General features: G+C 64.9%; 6 protein-coding genes. 2 read left to right on the top strand and 4 right to left on the bottom strand.

Annotated features, from left to right (window positions below):
• Positions 1-304 precede the first annotated feature (304 nt).
• The 3 genes from MAIT1_RS13550 to MAIT1_RS13540 all read right to left on the bottom strand — a co-directional run bounded on the left by MAIT1_RS13550 (position 305) and on the right by MAIT1_RS13540 (position 4586).
• Positions 305-817 carry a GbsR/MarR family transcriptional regulator gene (locus MAIT1_RS13550; protein WP_198947893.1) on the bottom strand — a complete coding sequence of 171 codons (513 nt, stop codon included), beginning with the start codon at positions 815-817 and terminating at the stop codon, positions 305-307.
• 120 nt (positions 818-937) lie between these two features.
• A complete protein-coding gene (locus tag MAIT1_RS13545; protein ID WP_158089494.1) occupies positions 938-1891 on the bottom strand; it encodes a DUF4384 domain-containing protein in 954 nt (317 codons plus the stop codon).
• A 205-nt stretch (positions 1892-2096) separates the two neighbouring features.
• On the bottom strand, positions 2097-4586 hold the full coding sequence (locus MAIT1_RS13540) for a tetratricopeptide repeat protein (RefSeq protein WP_085443460.1): 2490 nt from the start codon (positions 4584-4586) through the stop codon (positions 2097-2099).
• Positions 4587-4816: 230 nt separating this feature from the next.
• On the opposite strand from MAIT1_RS13540, the gene MAIT1_RS13535 reads away from it, so the two are divergent.
• The gene (locus MAIT1_RS13535) at positions 4817-5740 is read left to right on the top strand and encodes a dienelactone hydrolase family protein (protein ID WP_085443459.1); all 924 of its coding nucleotides are present in this window, start codon (positions 4817-4819) and stop codon (positions 5738-5740) included.
• A gap of 238 nt (positions 5741-5978) precedes the next feature.
• On the opposite strand, the gene MAIT1_RS13530 is transcribed toward MAIT1_RS13535, so the two are convergent.
• Positions 5979-9401 carry an acyl-[ACP]--phospholipid O-acyltransferase gene (locus tag MAIT1_RS13530; RefSeq protein ID WP_085443458.1) on the bottom strand — a complete coding sequence of 1141 codons (3423 nt, stop codon included), beginning with the start codon at positions 9399-9401 and terminating at the stop codon, positions 5979-5981.
• 280 nt (positions 9402-9681) lie between these two features.
• Between MAIT1_RS13530 and MAIT1_RS13525 the strand changes: the two genes are divergently transcribed.
• Positions 9682-14523 (top strand): alpha-2-macroglobulin family protein, encoded by a 4842-nt coding sequence (locus MAIT1_RS13525; RefSeq protein ID WP_085443457.1) that lies wholly within the window; start codon positions 9682-9684, stop codon positions 14521-14523.
• Positions 14524-14633: the final 110 nt, after the last annotated feature.

Raw genomic sequence — 14633 nt, 5'->3', positions numbered from 1 at the left:
CTCCTGTATGTCCGCGCAAGACAAAGTTGGGCATTGGCGATTTTGAAAATGGAAGATATCGAGGGCTTTGCCCTCGAGCTCCCAAGATCAATTGCCAAACCGTGGGGCGCCGCCCCACGCCCCGCTGGGGGCACGGCCCCCAGACCCCGCCGCCGACCAGTCGGCGGCCCATAGTCAGCGCAAGCCCGGCCTGCGTCACGCAAACATTGGTTATTCCGTACCGTTTTGGTTTGATTCACTCTATATTCCATATTTGTTATTTCTGAAATATTCGAAATATTTGCTTAAAAAAACACCTCCCCCGCTACATCGCCTTGCCGAGCAACTTGGCGATTTTGCCACCCATTTTGAACATCTTCATCTGCACCGGCTGGGGCAGCTTCTCCACCTCGTCATACCAGGTGGTGAGGAGTTCAAGGAACTCCAACACATCGCTGATGCGCTGTTTGGAGGTTGCAGGCAGCTTGGCGTCCTCTTCCGAATCCAACAGGCATTGGCGCAGAGTGGTCAGGGTGGGGTCGATCTCCCGCTGCTTGCGCCCTTTGACGATGAGCAGGAAGGCTTTCCACGGGTCCGTCTCCGCCGTGAAGTGGTCGCGGCGATCCCCCATCACGCTGATGCGCTTGATCAACCCCCACCCCTCCAGCTCCTTCAAGCTGGTGCTCACATTGGAACGCGCAATGGAGAGCGTCTCGGTGATCTGTTCAGCGGTAATGGGCTCTTCGCTGAGGAACAGCAGCGCATGCACCTGGGCCACAGAGCGGCTCACGCCCCAGCGGGTTCCCATCTCGCCCCAGTGGAGAATATAGCGTTCCATGGTTGGGCTCAGTTGCATCGCGCTCACCTACCTGATTATTTCTGAATTTTCTGAAACTCTATAACGCCGTGCGCGATATGTCAAGCACCCCACCCCTCTCGTCCAATAGCCGGATATCCCTCATGGCGTAGTGGTAAAGCGCCACTCGGCCTCGTGGAACTCCGCTACGCCAGCAGTGGACCCCTGCGCGCCGCCGGTGGGGGTGAGGGTCAGACCCCGCGTGACATTGGCCAATGAGGCGCGATCCCCCGCGTATTGACCCAGCCCCATGCCGATCTCCCGCGTCGCCGCTGCGCCCAACGGGTTGCTGCTGGCGTAGACCACGATGCGATCCTCGCCAAACGGCGGCGAAACGGTGAGTTGGAAGCGATCGCCCTGCTGGGGATCGGGCAGGGTGTGGGTGACGCCGCCTTTGAACAGCGTCTCGCTGCGGTAGCGGTTGGGCGCCAATTGCACAATGGAGCCGTCGGCCATGACATCCACCACGCGGGCGTAAAAGTCGCGATTTCCCCACAGATGAATGGTCACGCTCTGCCCGGCGGTGTAGTGCTTCTGATCGGTCCAGGCGCGCACCGTCAGCGGCGCGCTGGCGCTGGTGAGCGCCTTCACCTCCTGCCCCTTGGGCGGGGTCAGATCATAGCGCACCTCGGCCTTGATCCAGATGTGATAGCGGCCATCCTGCAGGCCGTGGTCCTTCTGCTCCAGCACCCGCACCGAGCCGCGCGTTTTGGCCTCAATGCGGTCCGAGGAGAGCATGCCGTTCTCCACCGTGGTGCTGGAGTCGATATAGGTGTGGGCGCTCTGCAGCGCCAGACGTTTGGCCTCGGCCAGGGCGGTCAGGCGCGCTTGGCGCAGGGTGACGTCATCGCCCAGATAGGCGTAGCCGTCGGCCTGCACGATGAGGGAGCGCGACTCCTCGTCGGTCTTGGCCGGGCCCAGACTGCGCATTCCCATGCCCACGCGCGAACCCGGTTTGCCGATATCGCCGGGGTCGAACATTGCTTCCTGGGCCTGGGCGGAAGCCACGCCCCACGCAATAAACAGCGCCAGCAAACGGATTGTGAATCGGCTCATCTGGATACTCCGGTCTCTTTCGAGAGGTTTCTTGGGGAAGATGAAAGATATTGAGGGCTGCGCCCTCAAACTCCCCTGACAACCAAACCTTGGGGCGCCGCCCCAAACCCCGCTGGGGGCGCGGCCCCCAGACCCCGTCAAAGTCGGCCATAAATGTCCAACTTTGCCTCGTTTTCGTTTCGTGCTTATCCGCTGCGTCACCCACCTAACCCAGCTCATCCGGGGACGGCCCCAGCGGTCCCAACGCCGTCAGCAGCGGCCCCAGTTGCGCGCGGTGACGCTTCCAGCGCCCCACCGAACTGGCATAGAGGGGCTGACGCGCCTGCATCACGCTAGCGGTCTGAATGGGACGCCGATTCTGGTGGAAATCCAGACAGCCGGGATGCCAATCCAAGCCACAATGCTCCAACATGCGCCGCGTATTGGCCTCCGGCTCGGCCACCAGGGCTTCATAGTCCACCTCCAACATCATCCCCGCAGGCAACGCCGTGCGCCAATGCGCCATCAACCGCGCATAGGCGTGATAATAGCGAGCCAGCTCACTGAAATCATAGCTGAAACTCTGTCCGCTGCCAAAATAGGTGGTAAAGCAGGAGACGCAAGTGTCGGCAGGATCGCGCCGCACGTGAATGACCCGCGCCTGCGGCAGTGCGGCGGCGATGAAGCCCAGATAGAGGAAATTGCCCGGCATCTTGTCGGTAAAGCGCGGCGCGGTGGGATTGAGCCCCGCCACCTCGCGCAGATACTGCTGGCCGATCTGCGCCACCGTCTGCGGCGTCACCCCCTCCAGGAAGCGCCCCACGCCACGCGGATCCGACTGATAGCGCTGGGTCACCGCCAAAGAGAGGAACTCCAACTCATCGCAGCCATGCACATCCGGGTGGCTGGCGACGATCTGCTCCACCAGCGTGGTGCCCGAACGCGGCATGCCAACGATGAAGATGGGCGCGTCTGTCGGAGCAGGCTCCGAGCGGCGCGATGCGATCCACTGGGGGTCGCAAAAATGGGCGATGGCGGCCATCTCCACATCGGTGGAATCAGCGCTGTAGGTGATGGTTTTGCGGCGATGCGCCGCCCCTTGCTGAAAATGGTCAAAGGCGCGCCCATGCTCGCCGATGTCGCTCCACGCCTTGCCCGCCGCATAGTGCAGATGCGCCCAATCGCCATCGCCCCAACCGCCGCGCTGCAGCAGGGAGTCAATGGCGGAGAAATTGGGATCACCTTCGGAAAAGCGGATGATCACCGAGCGGTTGCGATGAGCCGCCGCATAGTCGGGCTTGATCAAAATCGCTTGGGAGAAGGCCGCTCTGGCCTCCTCCTCCCGGCCTGTGGCGGCCAACAGATTGCCCAGGTTGGAGTAGGCCTCCGGCGACAAGGGATTGCGCGCCAACGCCTCCCGCAGACTGGCTTCGGCCTCCATAAAGCGTTTGCGCGCCATCAGCAGCGCGCCCTGATTGATCCACGCCAGCACGCAGTTGGGGTCGATGGCCAACGCCCGCGCATAGCACGCTTCGGACTCCGCGTAGCGTTTCAGCGTCGCCAACGCGCTGCCCAGGTTGGCATGGGTGGCGGCGCGGTCCGGCGCCAGCTCCAGCACGCGGCGATAGAGCCCTTCGGCTTGGTCATGGCGCTGCAACTCGCACAGCACGTTGCCGCGATTGTTCAGCGCCTCCACATCATCCGGGCGCACCCGCAGCAGTTGCGTATAGATGAGGTCGGCGTCCTCCAAGCGTTGATGCTTGGTCAGCAGGCGCGCCAGATTGCTCAATGCGGCGACGTGGTCGGTATTGGCGTTGAGGGCGCGACTGTAGCTCTCGATGGCCGCCTCCTCGTCACCGCCACGCTCCTGCAGCAGCGCCAAGTTGAAATGCGCATCGGCGAAATCCGGGGCCAGCTGCAGACAGCGCTGATAGTGTGCCAACGCCTCCCGGGCGTCGCCCATCTCCTGCGACAGATTGCCCAAAGTGTTGTAGAGCCGCGCCTCCTGGGGCTGATGGGCGATGGCGGCGCGGCACGCCTCTGCGGCCTCCGCCGGGCGCCCCTGTTGACGCAGAAAGCGCAGTAGCGGCGCCACCCCCGTCAGGGTGTCCGGCTGCAGACGCACCGCCTCGCGCAAACACGCCTCGGCCTCCTCCGGACGATCCAGGGAGATCAGCGTAATCCCCAGGTTGGCGTGGGCCGGGGCGTAGTCCGGTTGAATGCGGATCGCCGCGCGGTAGAACGCTTCCGCCTCGGCGGCGCGGCCTGAGCGCTCCAGTAGGGAACCCAGATTGTTATGGGCATTCAGATGCTCCGGCTGCGCGGCGATGGCGGCCTTGTAGGAGGTTTCCGCCGCCTCCCCCAGCCCCGCCTCTTGCAGCATCACGCCCAAATTGAAGTGCGGCTCGGCGTAGTCGGGTTTGAGATCCGCCGCCTGCCGCCACAGCGCCACCGCCTGCTCGGCCGCGCCCAAGCGCCAATGGCACAGCGCCATCAGGTTGAGCAGATAGGGATCATCCGCATGGGCGGCCTGTTGCGCCGCCGCCAGCGCGCCGGGCGCGTCTCCGGCCACGTAGAGGTCAAACGCACGCTCCCGCCACGGCGTCTCCATCGCCGAAGCTGTTGATTCAACAGGCGCAGGCGCGCTCTGCGTTGGAGCCACAGGCGTTTTGGCTGCGCGCCGTTTTTTGTGCAGATTCTTACGCTTTTTCGACATCCGGTCTCATCCCTGGCGGTTGGCTACGCTCCAGCGTGTCGCCTTGCCGCCCGCGAGTCAACATGCGCCCCGTCGTCGGGCGGAGAAATCGTCCATGCGGACCATTTCCACGATGGCGCCCAACCGGGAGATTTGTCACAATCAGATTCGAAAAGTTGGGAATTAGCCGGATTTGTACACCATTTTTCCCTATTTTGACGCATCGGCGCCGCCGCGCGCAGGAGAGTTCCATGAGCAAGCACGATCACGACGCCCCCTCCAAGCAACCCACGATTGCCGCCGATCAGATCGATCCGCGCATCTATGATCTGTATGACGACTACTGCCACACCACCATGAGCCGCCGGGACTTCCTCGACCGCGCCGGCGCCCTGGCGGTGGCGGGGGGCGCGGGTCTGGCCATGGCCCAGGCGCTACTGCCGCGTTATGCCGAGGCGCAGATGGTGTCGTTTACCGATACACGCATCAAACCAGCGTACGTCGCCTATGATTCGCCGGGCGGGACCTCCGGCAAAATGCGCGGCTATCTGGTAACCCCCACCGAGGGCAAGACCTTCGGCGCGGTGTTGGTGATTCATGAGAATCGCGGCCTCAACCCCTACATTGAGGATGTGGCGCGGCGCTTGGCCACGGAGGGGTTCCTCGCCTTTGCGCCGGACGGCTTGGCCCCCATTGGCGGCTATCCGGGCAATGACGACGATGGCAAGGTGATGCAGAAGTCGCTGGACAAGGAGAAGTTGTTCACCGATCTGCTCAACGGCGCCAAGTTCCTCAAAGCGCACCCGCAGTGCAACGGCAAGCTGGGCGCGGTGGGCTTCTGTTATGGCGGCTGGGCGGTGAACCAGTTGGCGGTGGAGTTGGGCGATGAGCTGACGGCGGCGGTTCCGTTCTATGGCCGCGCGCCGACGTTGGAGAGCGTGGGGCGGATTCGCGCGGCGCTGTTGATGAACTACGCCGAGGACGATCCCAAGGTCAACGCCACCCGCGCGGATTACGAGGCGGAACTCAAGGCCAGCGAAGCGGAGTATCAGGCGTTCCAATACCCCGGCACACGGCACGGTTTCCACAACAACTCCACCCCGCGCTACAACCCCGAGCAGGCCAAGATCGCCTGGGATCGCACCCTGGCCTTCTTCAAGCAGCACTTGGCGTAAACCGATCCGCCATTCGCACAGATCTGCTCACACGGACCGAAGCTGGACACTTGGAAGATCGCGACATTGATTGGCGCGATCTTCCGAGGTCTGGGGTCTGCGACCCCAGCGGGGTGTGGGGCGAAGCCCCACGGTGTGGCTGTTGATCTTAGGGGAGTCTGAGGGCGCAGCCCTCGATATCTCCACTTCGCCAAATATCACATGCCAAATTGTGCCGACTCGAAAGCCGCCCCCAATCTCAATAACCCGCCTCCACAGCGAGCTGCTTAATGGCCGGGTGATTCAACTTGCCCGTACCCAGCAGCGGCATGCTCTTGACCACGATCATCTCCCGGGGCAGCGCCAACTCCGGTAGGCCATCAACCTGGAACGCCTGCCGCAGCGCCGCCGTGTGCGCCCCCTCCTGCTCGGTCACCAGCACCAGCTTTTCGCCTTTGCGGGCATCGGGCAGATTCACCACCGCGTGGGGCACGCCCGGCCACACCCGACCCACCGCCTCCTCCACCGCGCCCAGCGAGATCATCTCCCCGGCGATTTTGGCGAAACGCTTGGCCCGACCCTGAATGGTGACGAAGCCGTCTTCGTCGATGGAGACGATGTCGCCGGTGTCATACTCGCCATCGGCAGGCGGCTGCAATACGCCGGGATTGTCCGCCTTCAAGTAGCCCTTCATCACGTTGGGGCCGCGCACCACCAGTCGCCCGCCGGTGTCGATGCCGGGCACCGGCTCCAATCGATAGGTAATGCCCGGCAGCAGCCGCCCCACCGTGCCGATGCGGCAGTGCATGGCGGTGTTGGCGCTCAAGGCCGGACTGGTCTCGGTGGCGCCATACCCCTCCAGAATGCGCAGACCGAACTGCTCAAACCACGCATCGCGGGTGCTCTGACGCACCTTCTCCGCCCCGGCGAAGACCCGCCGCAGGGAGTAGAAATCATACGCATTGGCCACCCGCGCATAGCCCGCCAGGAAGGTGTCGGTGCCGAAAAGGATGGTGCTGTTGGTGTCGTAGACCAACTCGGGAATCACCCGATAGTGCAGCGGCGAGGGGTAGAGGAAGCCGCGCACGCCGGACAGCAGCGGCAACAACAGACCGCCAGTGAGGCCGAAGGAGTGGAACACCGGCAGGGCGTTGAAGATGCGGTCGGTGGCGTCGTAATCCAAGCGCGCCGAGAGCTGCTGACAGTTGGCCAGCAGATTGCGGTGGCTCAACACCACCCCCTTGGGCGCGCCCTCGCTGCCGGAGGTGAAGAGAATCACCGCCGCCTCATCGGCCCGCTTGCGCGCTGGACGCGCCAGACGCCGCCGCCACGCCGCCGCCAACGCGCGCAGCTTGTCCACACGGCCAATGTTGGCCGCAATCTCCTCCAGATAGACGATGCGTCGCCCGTCGGCTTGCAGCGCCTCGATCACCGGCTCCAGTTTGCCTGCGGCGATGAATTTGCAGCTGGTGACCACGCTCTTCAGACAGGCGGTGCGCGCCGCCGAGGCGATGCTGGCGGGCCCGGCGCTGAAGTTGAGCATGGCGGGAATCCGCCCCGTCACCGACAAGCCAAAGAATGTGCTCACCGTGGCCACGCTGTTGGGCAGCAGCAGCCCCACCGCCTCTTCGGGCTGAGTGAAGGCGGCCAATGGACGCCCCAACGCCTGCGCCCCCACCATCACCCGCGCGTAGGTGACCGGCTTGCGGGTGATGTCCTCCAGAATGGGCCGCTCGTCGCCATGGATGCGCCACGCATCGGCCAGGGCGTCGGTGAGGGTGCGCGCATCGTTGCCGCTGCGCACCTGCATCTCACACATCAGGTCATACAGCGCCGCGCCGATGCGCTTACGCCGTCCGCGCCCCTTGATCTCAGCGGGAACCTGCATGCGCCGGGGCGGCAGAATGGTCATGCGAATGTGGGGGAACAGGCGCGGTTTGATCTTATCGCGAATGCGCGAGAAGTGGGTGTACTGCGCCCCCTCCAGTTGAATCGGCAGCAAGGTTGCGTCGGCGCGGTCGGCGATGACGCCGGGGCCTTCGTAGACTTTCATCAGCGCGCCGGTGACGGTGATGCGCCCTTCGGGGAAGATCGCCAGGCGATTGCCCTCGCCCACCCGCCGGGCCATGGCGCGAATGGAGAAGGGGTCCGCCGGATCCACCGGGTACGCCTCCACCAGGTGCAGAAAAGGCCGCACCCACCAGCGTTTGGCGATGCCGCTGTTGACCGCGAACAGGGGCCGTTCGGGCAGAAACGCCGCCAGCAGCACCGGGTCCAGGAACGACAGGTGGTTGACCACGATCACCACCCGCTCGCCCGCAGCGGCGAAGTGCTCAACGCCGCTCACCTCCACCCGGTAGAGCAGGCGCAACACCCCTTGCAGCAGACGCTTGAGCACCACGTCGGGCAGCAGCCCCACCACATAGATGGCGACGATCAGATTGATCAGGCCGATGCTCAATACGATCTCCGGCAGGCCGACGCCAAACCCACGCAGCGCCATCACCGCCAGCGCCGAGACCACCATGAAGCCCGCATTGACGATATTGTTGGCGGCGATGGTCTGGCTGCGTTCGCCCTCCTCGCTGCGGGTCTGCAGCAGCGCATACAGCGGCACGATGAACAGACCGCCGCTCACCGCCAGCCCCATCAGGTCCACGCTCACCCGCCACCCCAGGAAGGTGGAGAGGAACGCCCCCACCCCGAGCGACTCGGCGCTGCTCGGGGTCACGCCGGAGAGGGCCAGATAGAGATCCGCCGCAAACAGGGTGATGCCCAGCGCCCCCACCGGCACATAGCGCGCATCCACGCGCCCGGCCAGCAGCTTGTTGCACAACATGGAGCCGATGCCGATGCCCACCGAGAACAGGGTCAGGAACAGCGTCACCACCCCCGCCGTGGCCCCCAGCAGCTCCTTGCCGATGAGGGGAAACAGCGACAGAAACGCCGCCCCCACCAGCCAGAACCAGGAGATGCCCAGAATCGACAACCGCAACGCCCGTTCGCTGAGCGCCTGTTTGAGGATGGCGCCGGTGGCGCGGGGAACATGCCAATCGATGGGCGCAGCGCCGCCGCCCCGTTGCGGCTCGGCGGCGGGGATGAAGCGGCTGGCGGCAAAGCCCAGCGCCGCCACCGTCAGCAGCATCCAGCCGATCGCCTGGGCGCCGCCCTCGCTGGCGATCACCACGCCGCCGATAATCGAGCCCAACAAAATGGCGATAAACGTCCCGGTCTCGATCCAGGCGTTGCCGCCGATCAGTTCATCTTCATGCAGATGGTCCGGCAGAATCCCGTATTTGAGCGGGCCAAAGAAGGTCGATTGTGTTCCCATCAGGAACAGCGTGGCCAGCAGCATCCAGCCGTTGCCCAGCCAGAACCCCAGCGTGGCCAGCCCCATGATGGGGATCTCGATTAGTTTGATGCGACGGATCAGACGCGATTTTTCCCGCTGATCGGCCAGTTGACCGGCGCTGGCCGAGAACAGGAAGAAGGGCAGAATGAACACCCCGGCGGCGGCGGCCACCAGCACCCCGGCGTCGGCCCCCATGCGCTCGGCCAGGGTGAAGGTGACCAGAATCACCACCGCGTTCTTGAACAGATTGTCATTGAACGCGCCGAGAAACTGGGTGACGAACAGCGGCAAAAAACGCGTGGTGCGCAAAAAATGCAGCGGGCTGGACATGATGTCGCTCTCCTCAATTTATCCAAAATTGGATCAATACTGGCGCATTCCGCCCTGCGACGGAATCCCGCGCGAACTGAACACTGTTCAATTTATAAATGAACGATGTTCATCTAGCAAGAGAAAACGCTCTCTCCTCCTCTTTAACCCGAAAGTCAGGTTGCCTTTTGCCCCATGGCGCCGTCACACTCCTGAACACAGTATGGCGCAACCGACCGCACGGGCGCGCCACACAAGAATTTGATCCAGCCCATAATCCGCCCCCAGCGGGAGAACGACGATGCCGACCTCACAACGCGCTACGCGCTTTGGCCTTCTGCTTCTGGCCCTGACCCTGCTGAGTCTGCTCGCCGCGCCGCTGGCGCGCGCCGCCGACAAACCGCTCACCGTGCTGAAAATGGAGGAGCGGCAACTGGATGGCGCGCCCGCTCTCATGGCGCTCTTCTCCGAACCACTGGACAGCACCATCCTGTATGAGAACCACATTCAGACCAGCCAGGGCGGCGAACCGCTATCGGCGGCGTGGGTGGTGGGCAAGAATCCGCAGCAACTGTTCCTGCCCCATGTGGAGCCGCAGACCCGTTATGAGATCCTCTTCCGCGCCGGACTGCCCGCCCTCTCCGGGGCCAAACTGGCGCGCAACGCCCGCGGCAAGCTGACCACCAAAAAGGTGCGCCCGGCGTTCGGTTTCGCCAGCAGCAAAGCGGTGCTGCCCGCCTCAGTGGGCGCCGGTCTGCCGGTGATGACGGTGAATGTGCCGGAGGTGGACATCCAGTTCTTCCGCATTCAGCCGGATAACATGGCCGCCTTTGTCAGTGAGTACTATCTGGGTTGGGATGGCGCCCCCTCCGAATGGCGCTTAAAGCGCATGACCAGCTTGAGCGATCTGGTCTACGCCGGACGCTTCGCCACCGCCAACGCCCCCAACGCCCAGGTCACCACCCACATTGCGGTGAAACAGATCCCGCAATTGACCCAGCCGGGGCTCTATCTGGCGGTGATGGAGCGACCGGGCAAATTTGACGACTATCGCGCCCTGCCCTTCACCATCACCGACATCGGCATCAACGCGCGCGCCTTTGCCGAGCATGTGGAGATCTTCACCCAGTCGCTGGCCGACGGCAAAGCGCTGGGGCAGGTGGAGCTGACCCTGCGCACCCGCAAGGGCAAGGTGATCGCCCACGCCCGCACCGATAGCGAAGGCCGCGCCCGCCTGCAACGGCGCAACGCCGCCGACGGCTTCCTCACCGCCGAATTGGGCAATCAACTCTCCTTCCTCTCCTTTGCCGAACCGGCGCTGGATCTCTCCGCCTTCCCCATCGACGGCCAGCCGCACCGCCCGGTTGAACTGTTCGCCTATCTGCCGCGCGACCTGTTCCGCCCCGGCGAGTCGTTCCCGCTGTCGGTGCTGGCGCGGGATCATGATGGCCGCCCCATCGCCGCGCGTCCGGTAAGCGGCGTGCTGCTGCGCCCTGACGGCAAGGAGGCCAAGCGCTTCACCCTGCGCCCGGACCCCCGCGCCGGGGAGCTGGGCTACTATGAACAGACCCTTGAACTGCCCGCCGACGCCGCCACCGGCGCCTGGCGCATCGCCCTGCGCGCCGATCCGGCGGACAAGCAGCCCACCACCGAACTGGCCCTCAAAGTGGAGGAGTTCCTCCCCGAGCGCATGAAGCTCACCCTCTCCAGCGAGGCCGAGACGCTCAAGCCTGATCAGGAGTGGGCCATCTCGGTACAGGGGGATTACCTCTACGGCGCCCCGGCGGCGGGCAACACTCTGCAACGGGTGGTCAATCGCCGCTTCGACCCCCATCCGGTCAAATCCCTGCCCAAATACTTCTTCGGCGACGCCTCCCAACGCGACAAACTGGGCGATCGCAGCACCCTTGATGACGTCAAGCTGGACGCCAAGGGCGCGTTTGCTTTCAAACTCCCGCCCCTGGACAAGAAACCCACCGCGCCGGTGGCGTTCAAACTCTCCGCCAGCCTGCTGGAGAGCGGCGGGCGCCCGGTGACCCGCTCGCTGACCCGCACCGTCTGGCCCGCCGAGGCCCTGGTAGGGGTGCGTCCGCTCTACAGCGGCGACTACGCCCCCTCGGACCAGGATCTGACCATCGAGATCGTGCGCGCCGCGCCCGATGGGTCATTACTGGCGGCCAAGGGTTTGGCGGTGACGGTCATCCATGAGGAGCGCCAGTACCACTGGAGCTTCAGCTCCACTGGCTGGCGCGTGGAGTACTCTGACGACCACTACCCGGTGCTGCAGCGCACCCTGGATATCGCCGCGGGCGCCGCCGCCCATGTAGAGGTTCCGCTCAAGTGGGGCAGCTACCGCATTGAGGTGGTCGATCCGGCCACCGGCCTGAAGAGCCTGCACCGTTTTGAAGCCGGATGGCGCTGGAATGAGCGCGCGCAGTCCGCCGGGGTGCGCCCGGACCGGGTCGGGCTCACTTGGGACCGCGACGCCTACAACCCCGGCGACGTGGCGCGTCTAACCCTCAAACCGCCCCATGGCGGCGAAGCCCTGGTGCTGGTGGAGGCCGACAGGATCCTGTGGCGGAAGCGCGTGAGCCTGCCCGCCGAGGGGACGGTGGTGGAGATCCCGGTGGATGCGGCGTGGGACCGCCATGACATCCACGCCACCGTGCTGGCGTTCCGCCCCGCTTCCGACGCCGACCGCATCACCCCCAACCGCGCCATGGGGGTGATCCACCTGCCGCTGGATCGCAGCGTGCGCAAGGTGGCCGTCAAGCTGACGGCGCCGGCCAAGATGGTCCCGGAAACCACCCTCTCCGTGGGCGTGGACGCGCCCGCGCTCAAAGGCAAAACCGCCATGGTCACCGTGGCGGCGGTGGATGTGGGCATTCTCAACATCACCGACTTCACAACCCCCGACCCCTGGAGCCAGTTCTTTGGCCGCAAGGCGTTGATCCCGCGCTCTTATGATCTCTATGGGCGCATCATCGAACTGGTGGCGGGCGAGCGCGCCACGCTGCGCTTCGGCGGTGACGCGGACCTTTCGCGCATGCGCCGTGGGGCCAAGGAGAAGGCCGAGGTGCGTCTGGTCTCCCTGTTCAGCGGTCCGGTGGCGCTGGACGCCGAGGGCCATGCCGACGTCTCTTTGAATGTGCCGGATTTCAACGGCAGCCTGCGACTAATGGCGGTGGCCTTCAGCGCCGACGCCTTTGGCTCGGCGGAAAGCAACGTCACCGTGGCCGCGCCGCTGGTGGCGGAGAGTTCGTTGCCGCGCTTCCTGTCGGTGGGCGATGAGTCGGTGATGACGCTGGATCTGCACAATCTGAGCGGGCAGACGCTCATGCTGGGCGTGGAGATGCAAGCGCAAGCGCCGCTGATTGTTCAGGGCCCGCTCCAGGTCATCGAATTGGCTGACCAACAGCGCCGCGTCCTGACCTTCCCCATCGCCACCACCGGCGCCCCCGGCGTGGGAGCCGCAACAGTCAAAGTGCGCGGTGAGGGCATCGATCTGACGCGCCGTTGGCCCATCGCCGTGCGCAGCCCCTTTACCGCCCTGCGGCGCGCGCAGGAGGCGATCATCAGCGCCAATGACAGACCATTCACACTGGATGGGACTCTGCTCGCTGGCCTGATGCCCGGCAACGCCGAGCTGTGGCTGCAGCTCTCGCCGGAGCCCATTCTCAACGCCCGCGAGATGTTCCGCGGACTGGTGCAGTACCCCTACGGCTGCCTGGAGCAGACCTCCAGCCGCACCTTCCCGCTGCTGTATGTGGATGAGGCGCTGGCGCAGCGCTATGGCTTGAAGCAGATGAGCCGCGCCGAGCGCGCCGAGCAGATCGGCAAGGCGTTCGAGCGGTTGGGCGGCATGTGGCGCCCCACCGGCGGCTATGGCCTGTGGAGCGGCGACAGCCCGCTGGAGCCATGGCTCTCCGCCTATGTGGGCGACCTGATGCAGAGCGCCAAGGAGCGCGGCTTTGCGGTCCCGGAGGCGCAGTTCAAACGCACCCTGAGCCACCTGACGTGGCAACTGAAAGGGCATCGCAAGACCCTGCGCAACGCCGAGTCCAAGGCCAACGTGTTCGCCGCGCGCGCCTACGCCGGCTATGTGCTGGCGCGCTTGGGCCGCGCATCACTCTCGGACCTGCGCGCCCTGGCGCAGCATGAACAGAGTGATGGCGCGGGCCTGCCGCGCATCCATCTGGGCTTGGCGCTGCTGCTGCAAGGGGATCAAACCCGCGGACTGGATCTGGTTGAACGCGGCGTCGCCAGCATCGCTACAAAGGATGCGCCGTGGCTGCACTACGGCGGGCCGCTGCGCGACACCGCCCTGGCGGCGGCGCTACTCAAACGGCACGACGCGCTGCCCGAGGCGCGCGCCAAACTGCTGGTGGATCTGCTGGAGAAACTGCGCAAGCGGCGTTACCTGAGCACCCAGGAGAAGCTGGCGGCGTTCCTGGCGGCGGTGGGCCCGGCGTTGGACGCCCAGGCGGGCGAGCCGCGTCGCGTCACGCTGACCCGCAATGGCGAGAAACAGACGCTGGAACTGCGCCAACCCAAAGGGCTCCTGTGGCTGGATGCGCAGACCTGGCAGGATCTGGCCATCAGCCCGCCTGAGTCTGGCCTGCTGCACGCCCGCGCCACCGTCACCGGCTATCCGGCGATTCCGCCCGCGCCGGTCTCTGAAGGGCTGTCGGTGGAGCGCGATCTATTCACCATGGACGGCGAGGCGGTGGATCCCGAGCAACCCCTGCAAGCGGGCGATCTGTTTGTGATGCACATGACCGTGCACAGCGATGAACATATCGAACATGGCTTGTTGGAGGCGCGCATCCCCGCCGGACTGGAGCTGGAGAATCCGGCGGTAATGAAGGGCGAGACCCTGGCGGATCTGGAGCTGTCCGGCGTCAAACCAGCCCAGGAGATGCGCAGCGACGCCATCCGCCACCAGGAGTTCCGCGAGGATCGCTATGCGGCGGCGGTGGAGTTCAGCTCCTACCGCCCCATTCACCTCTACGCCATCGTGCGCGCGGTGACCCCGGGAACCTACACCTGGCCCGCGCTGGCGGCGGAGGATATGTACGACCCGGAGACCCGCGCCATGGGCAAGACCACCACCCTGACGGTGATCCCGGCCACAGCGCCTTAAGACTGTGACTAAAACTGGCGGGGAAGAGGAAAGATATTGGGGCTCAGCCCCAAACCCCGCCAGGGCTTTGCCCTGGACCCAGCAGGGCTTTGCCCTGCACCCACGAGGGC

The organism is Magnetofaba australis IT-1 (assembly GCF_002109495.1).
In the GTDB taxonomy this organism is placed as follows: domain Bacteria; phylum Pseudomonadota; class Magnetococcia; order Magnetococcales; family Magnetococcaceae; genus Magnetofaba; species Magnetofaba australis.
The sequence above is the reverse complement of the archived record's forward strand: the minus strand, read 5'-3'. Positions and strand labels throughout refer to the sequence as shown.

Bases quoted from the DNA above. Each gene is read 5' to 3' on its own strand.
- MAIT1_RS13550 (WP_198947893.1), bottom strand. From the start codon at position 817: ATGGAACGCTATATTCTCCACTGGGGCGAGATGGGAACCCGCTGGGGC.
- MAIT1_RS13545 (WP_158089494.1), bottom strand. From the start codon at position 1,891: ATGAGCCGATTCACAATCCGTTTGCTGGCGCTGTTTATTGCGTGGGGC.
- MAIT1_RS13540 (WP_085443460.1), bottom strand. From the start codon at position 4,586: ATGTCGAAAAAGCGTAAGAATCTGCACAAAAAACGGCGCGCAGCCAAA.
- MAIT1_RS13535 (WP_085443459.1), top strand. From the start codon at position 4,817: ATGAGCAAGCACGATCACGACGCCCCCTCCAAGCAACCCACGATTGCC.
- MAIT1_RS13530 (WP_085443458.1), bottom strand. From the start codon at position 9,401: ATGTCCAGCCCGCTGCATTTTTTGCGCACCACGCGTTTTTTGCCGCTG.
- MAIT1_RS13525 (WP_085443457.1), top strand. From the start codon at position 9,682: ATGCCGACCTCACAACGCGCTACGCGCTTTGGCCTTCTGCTTCTGGCC.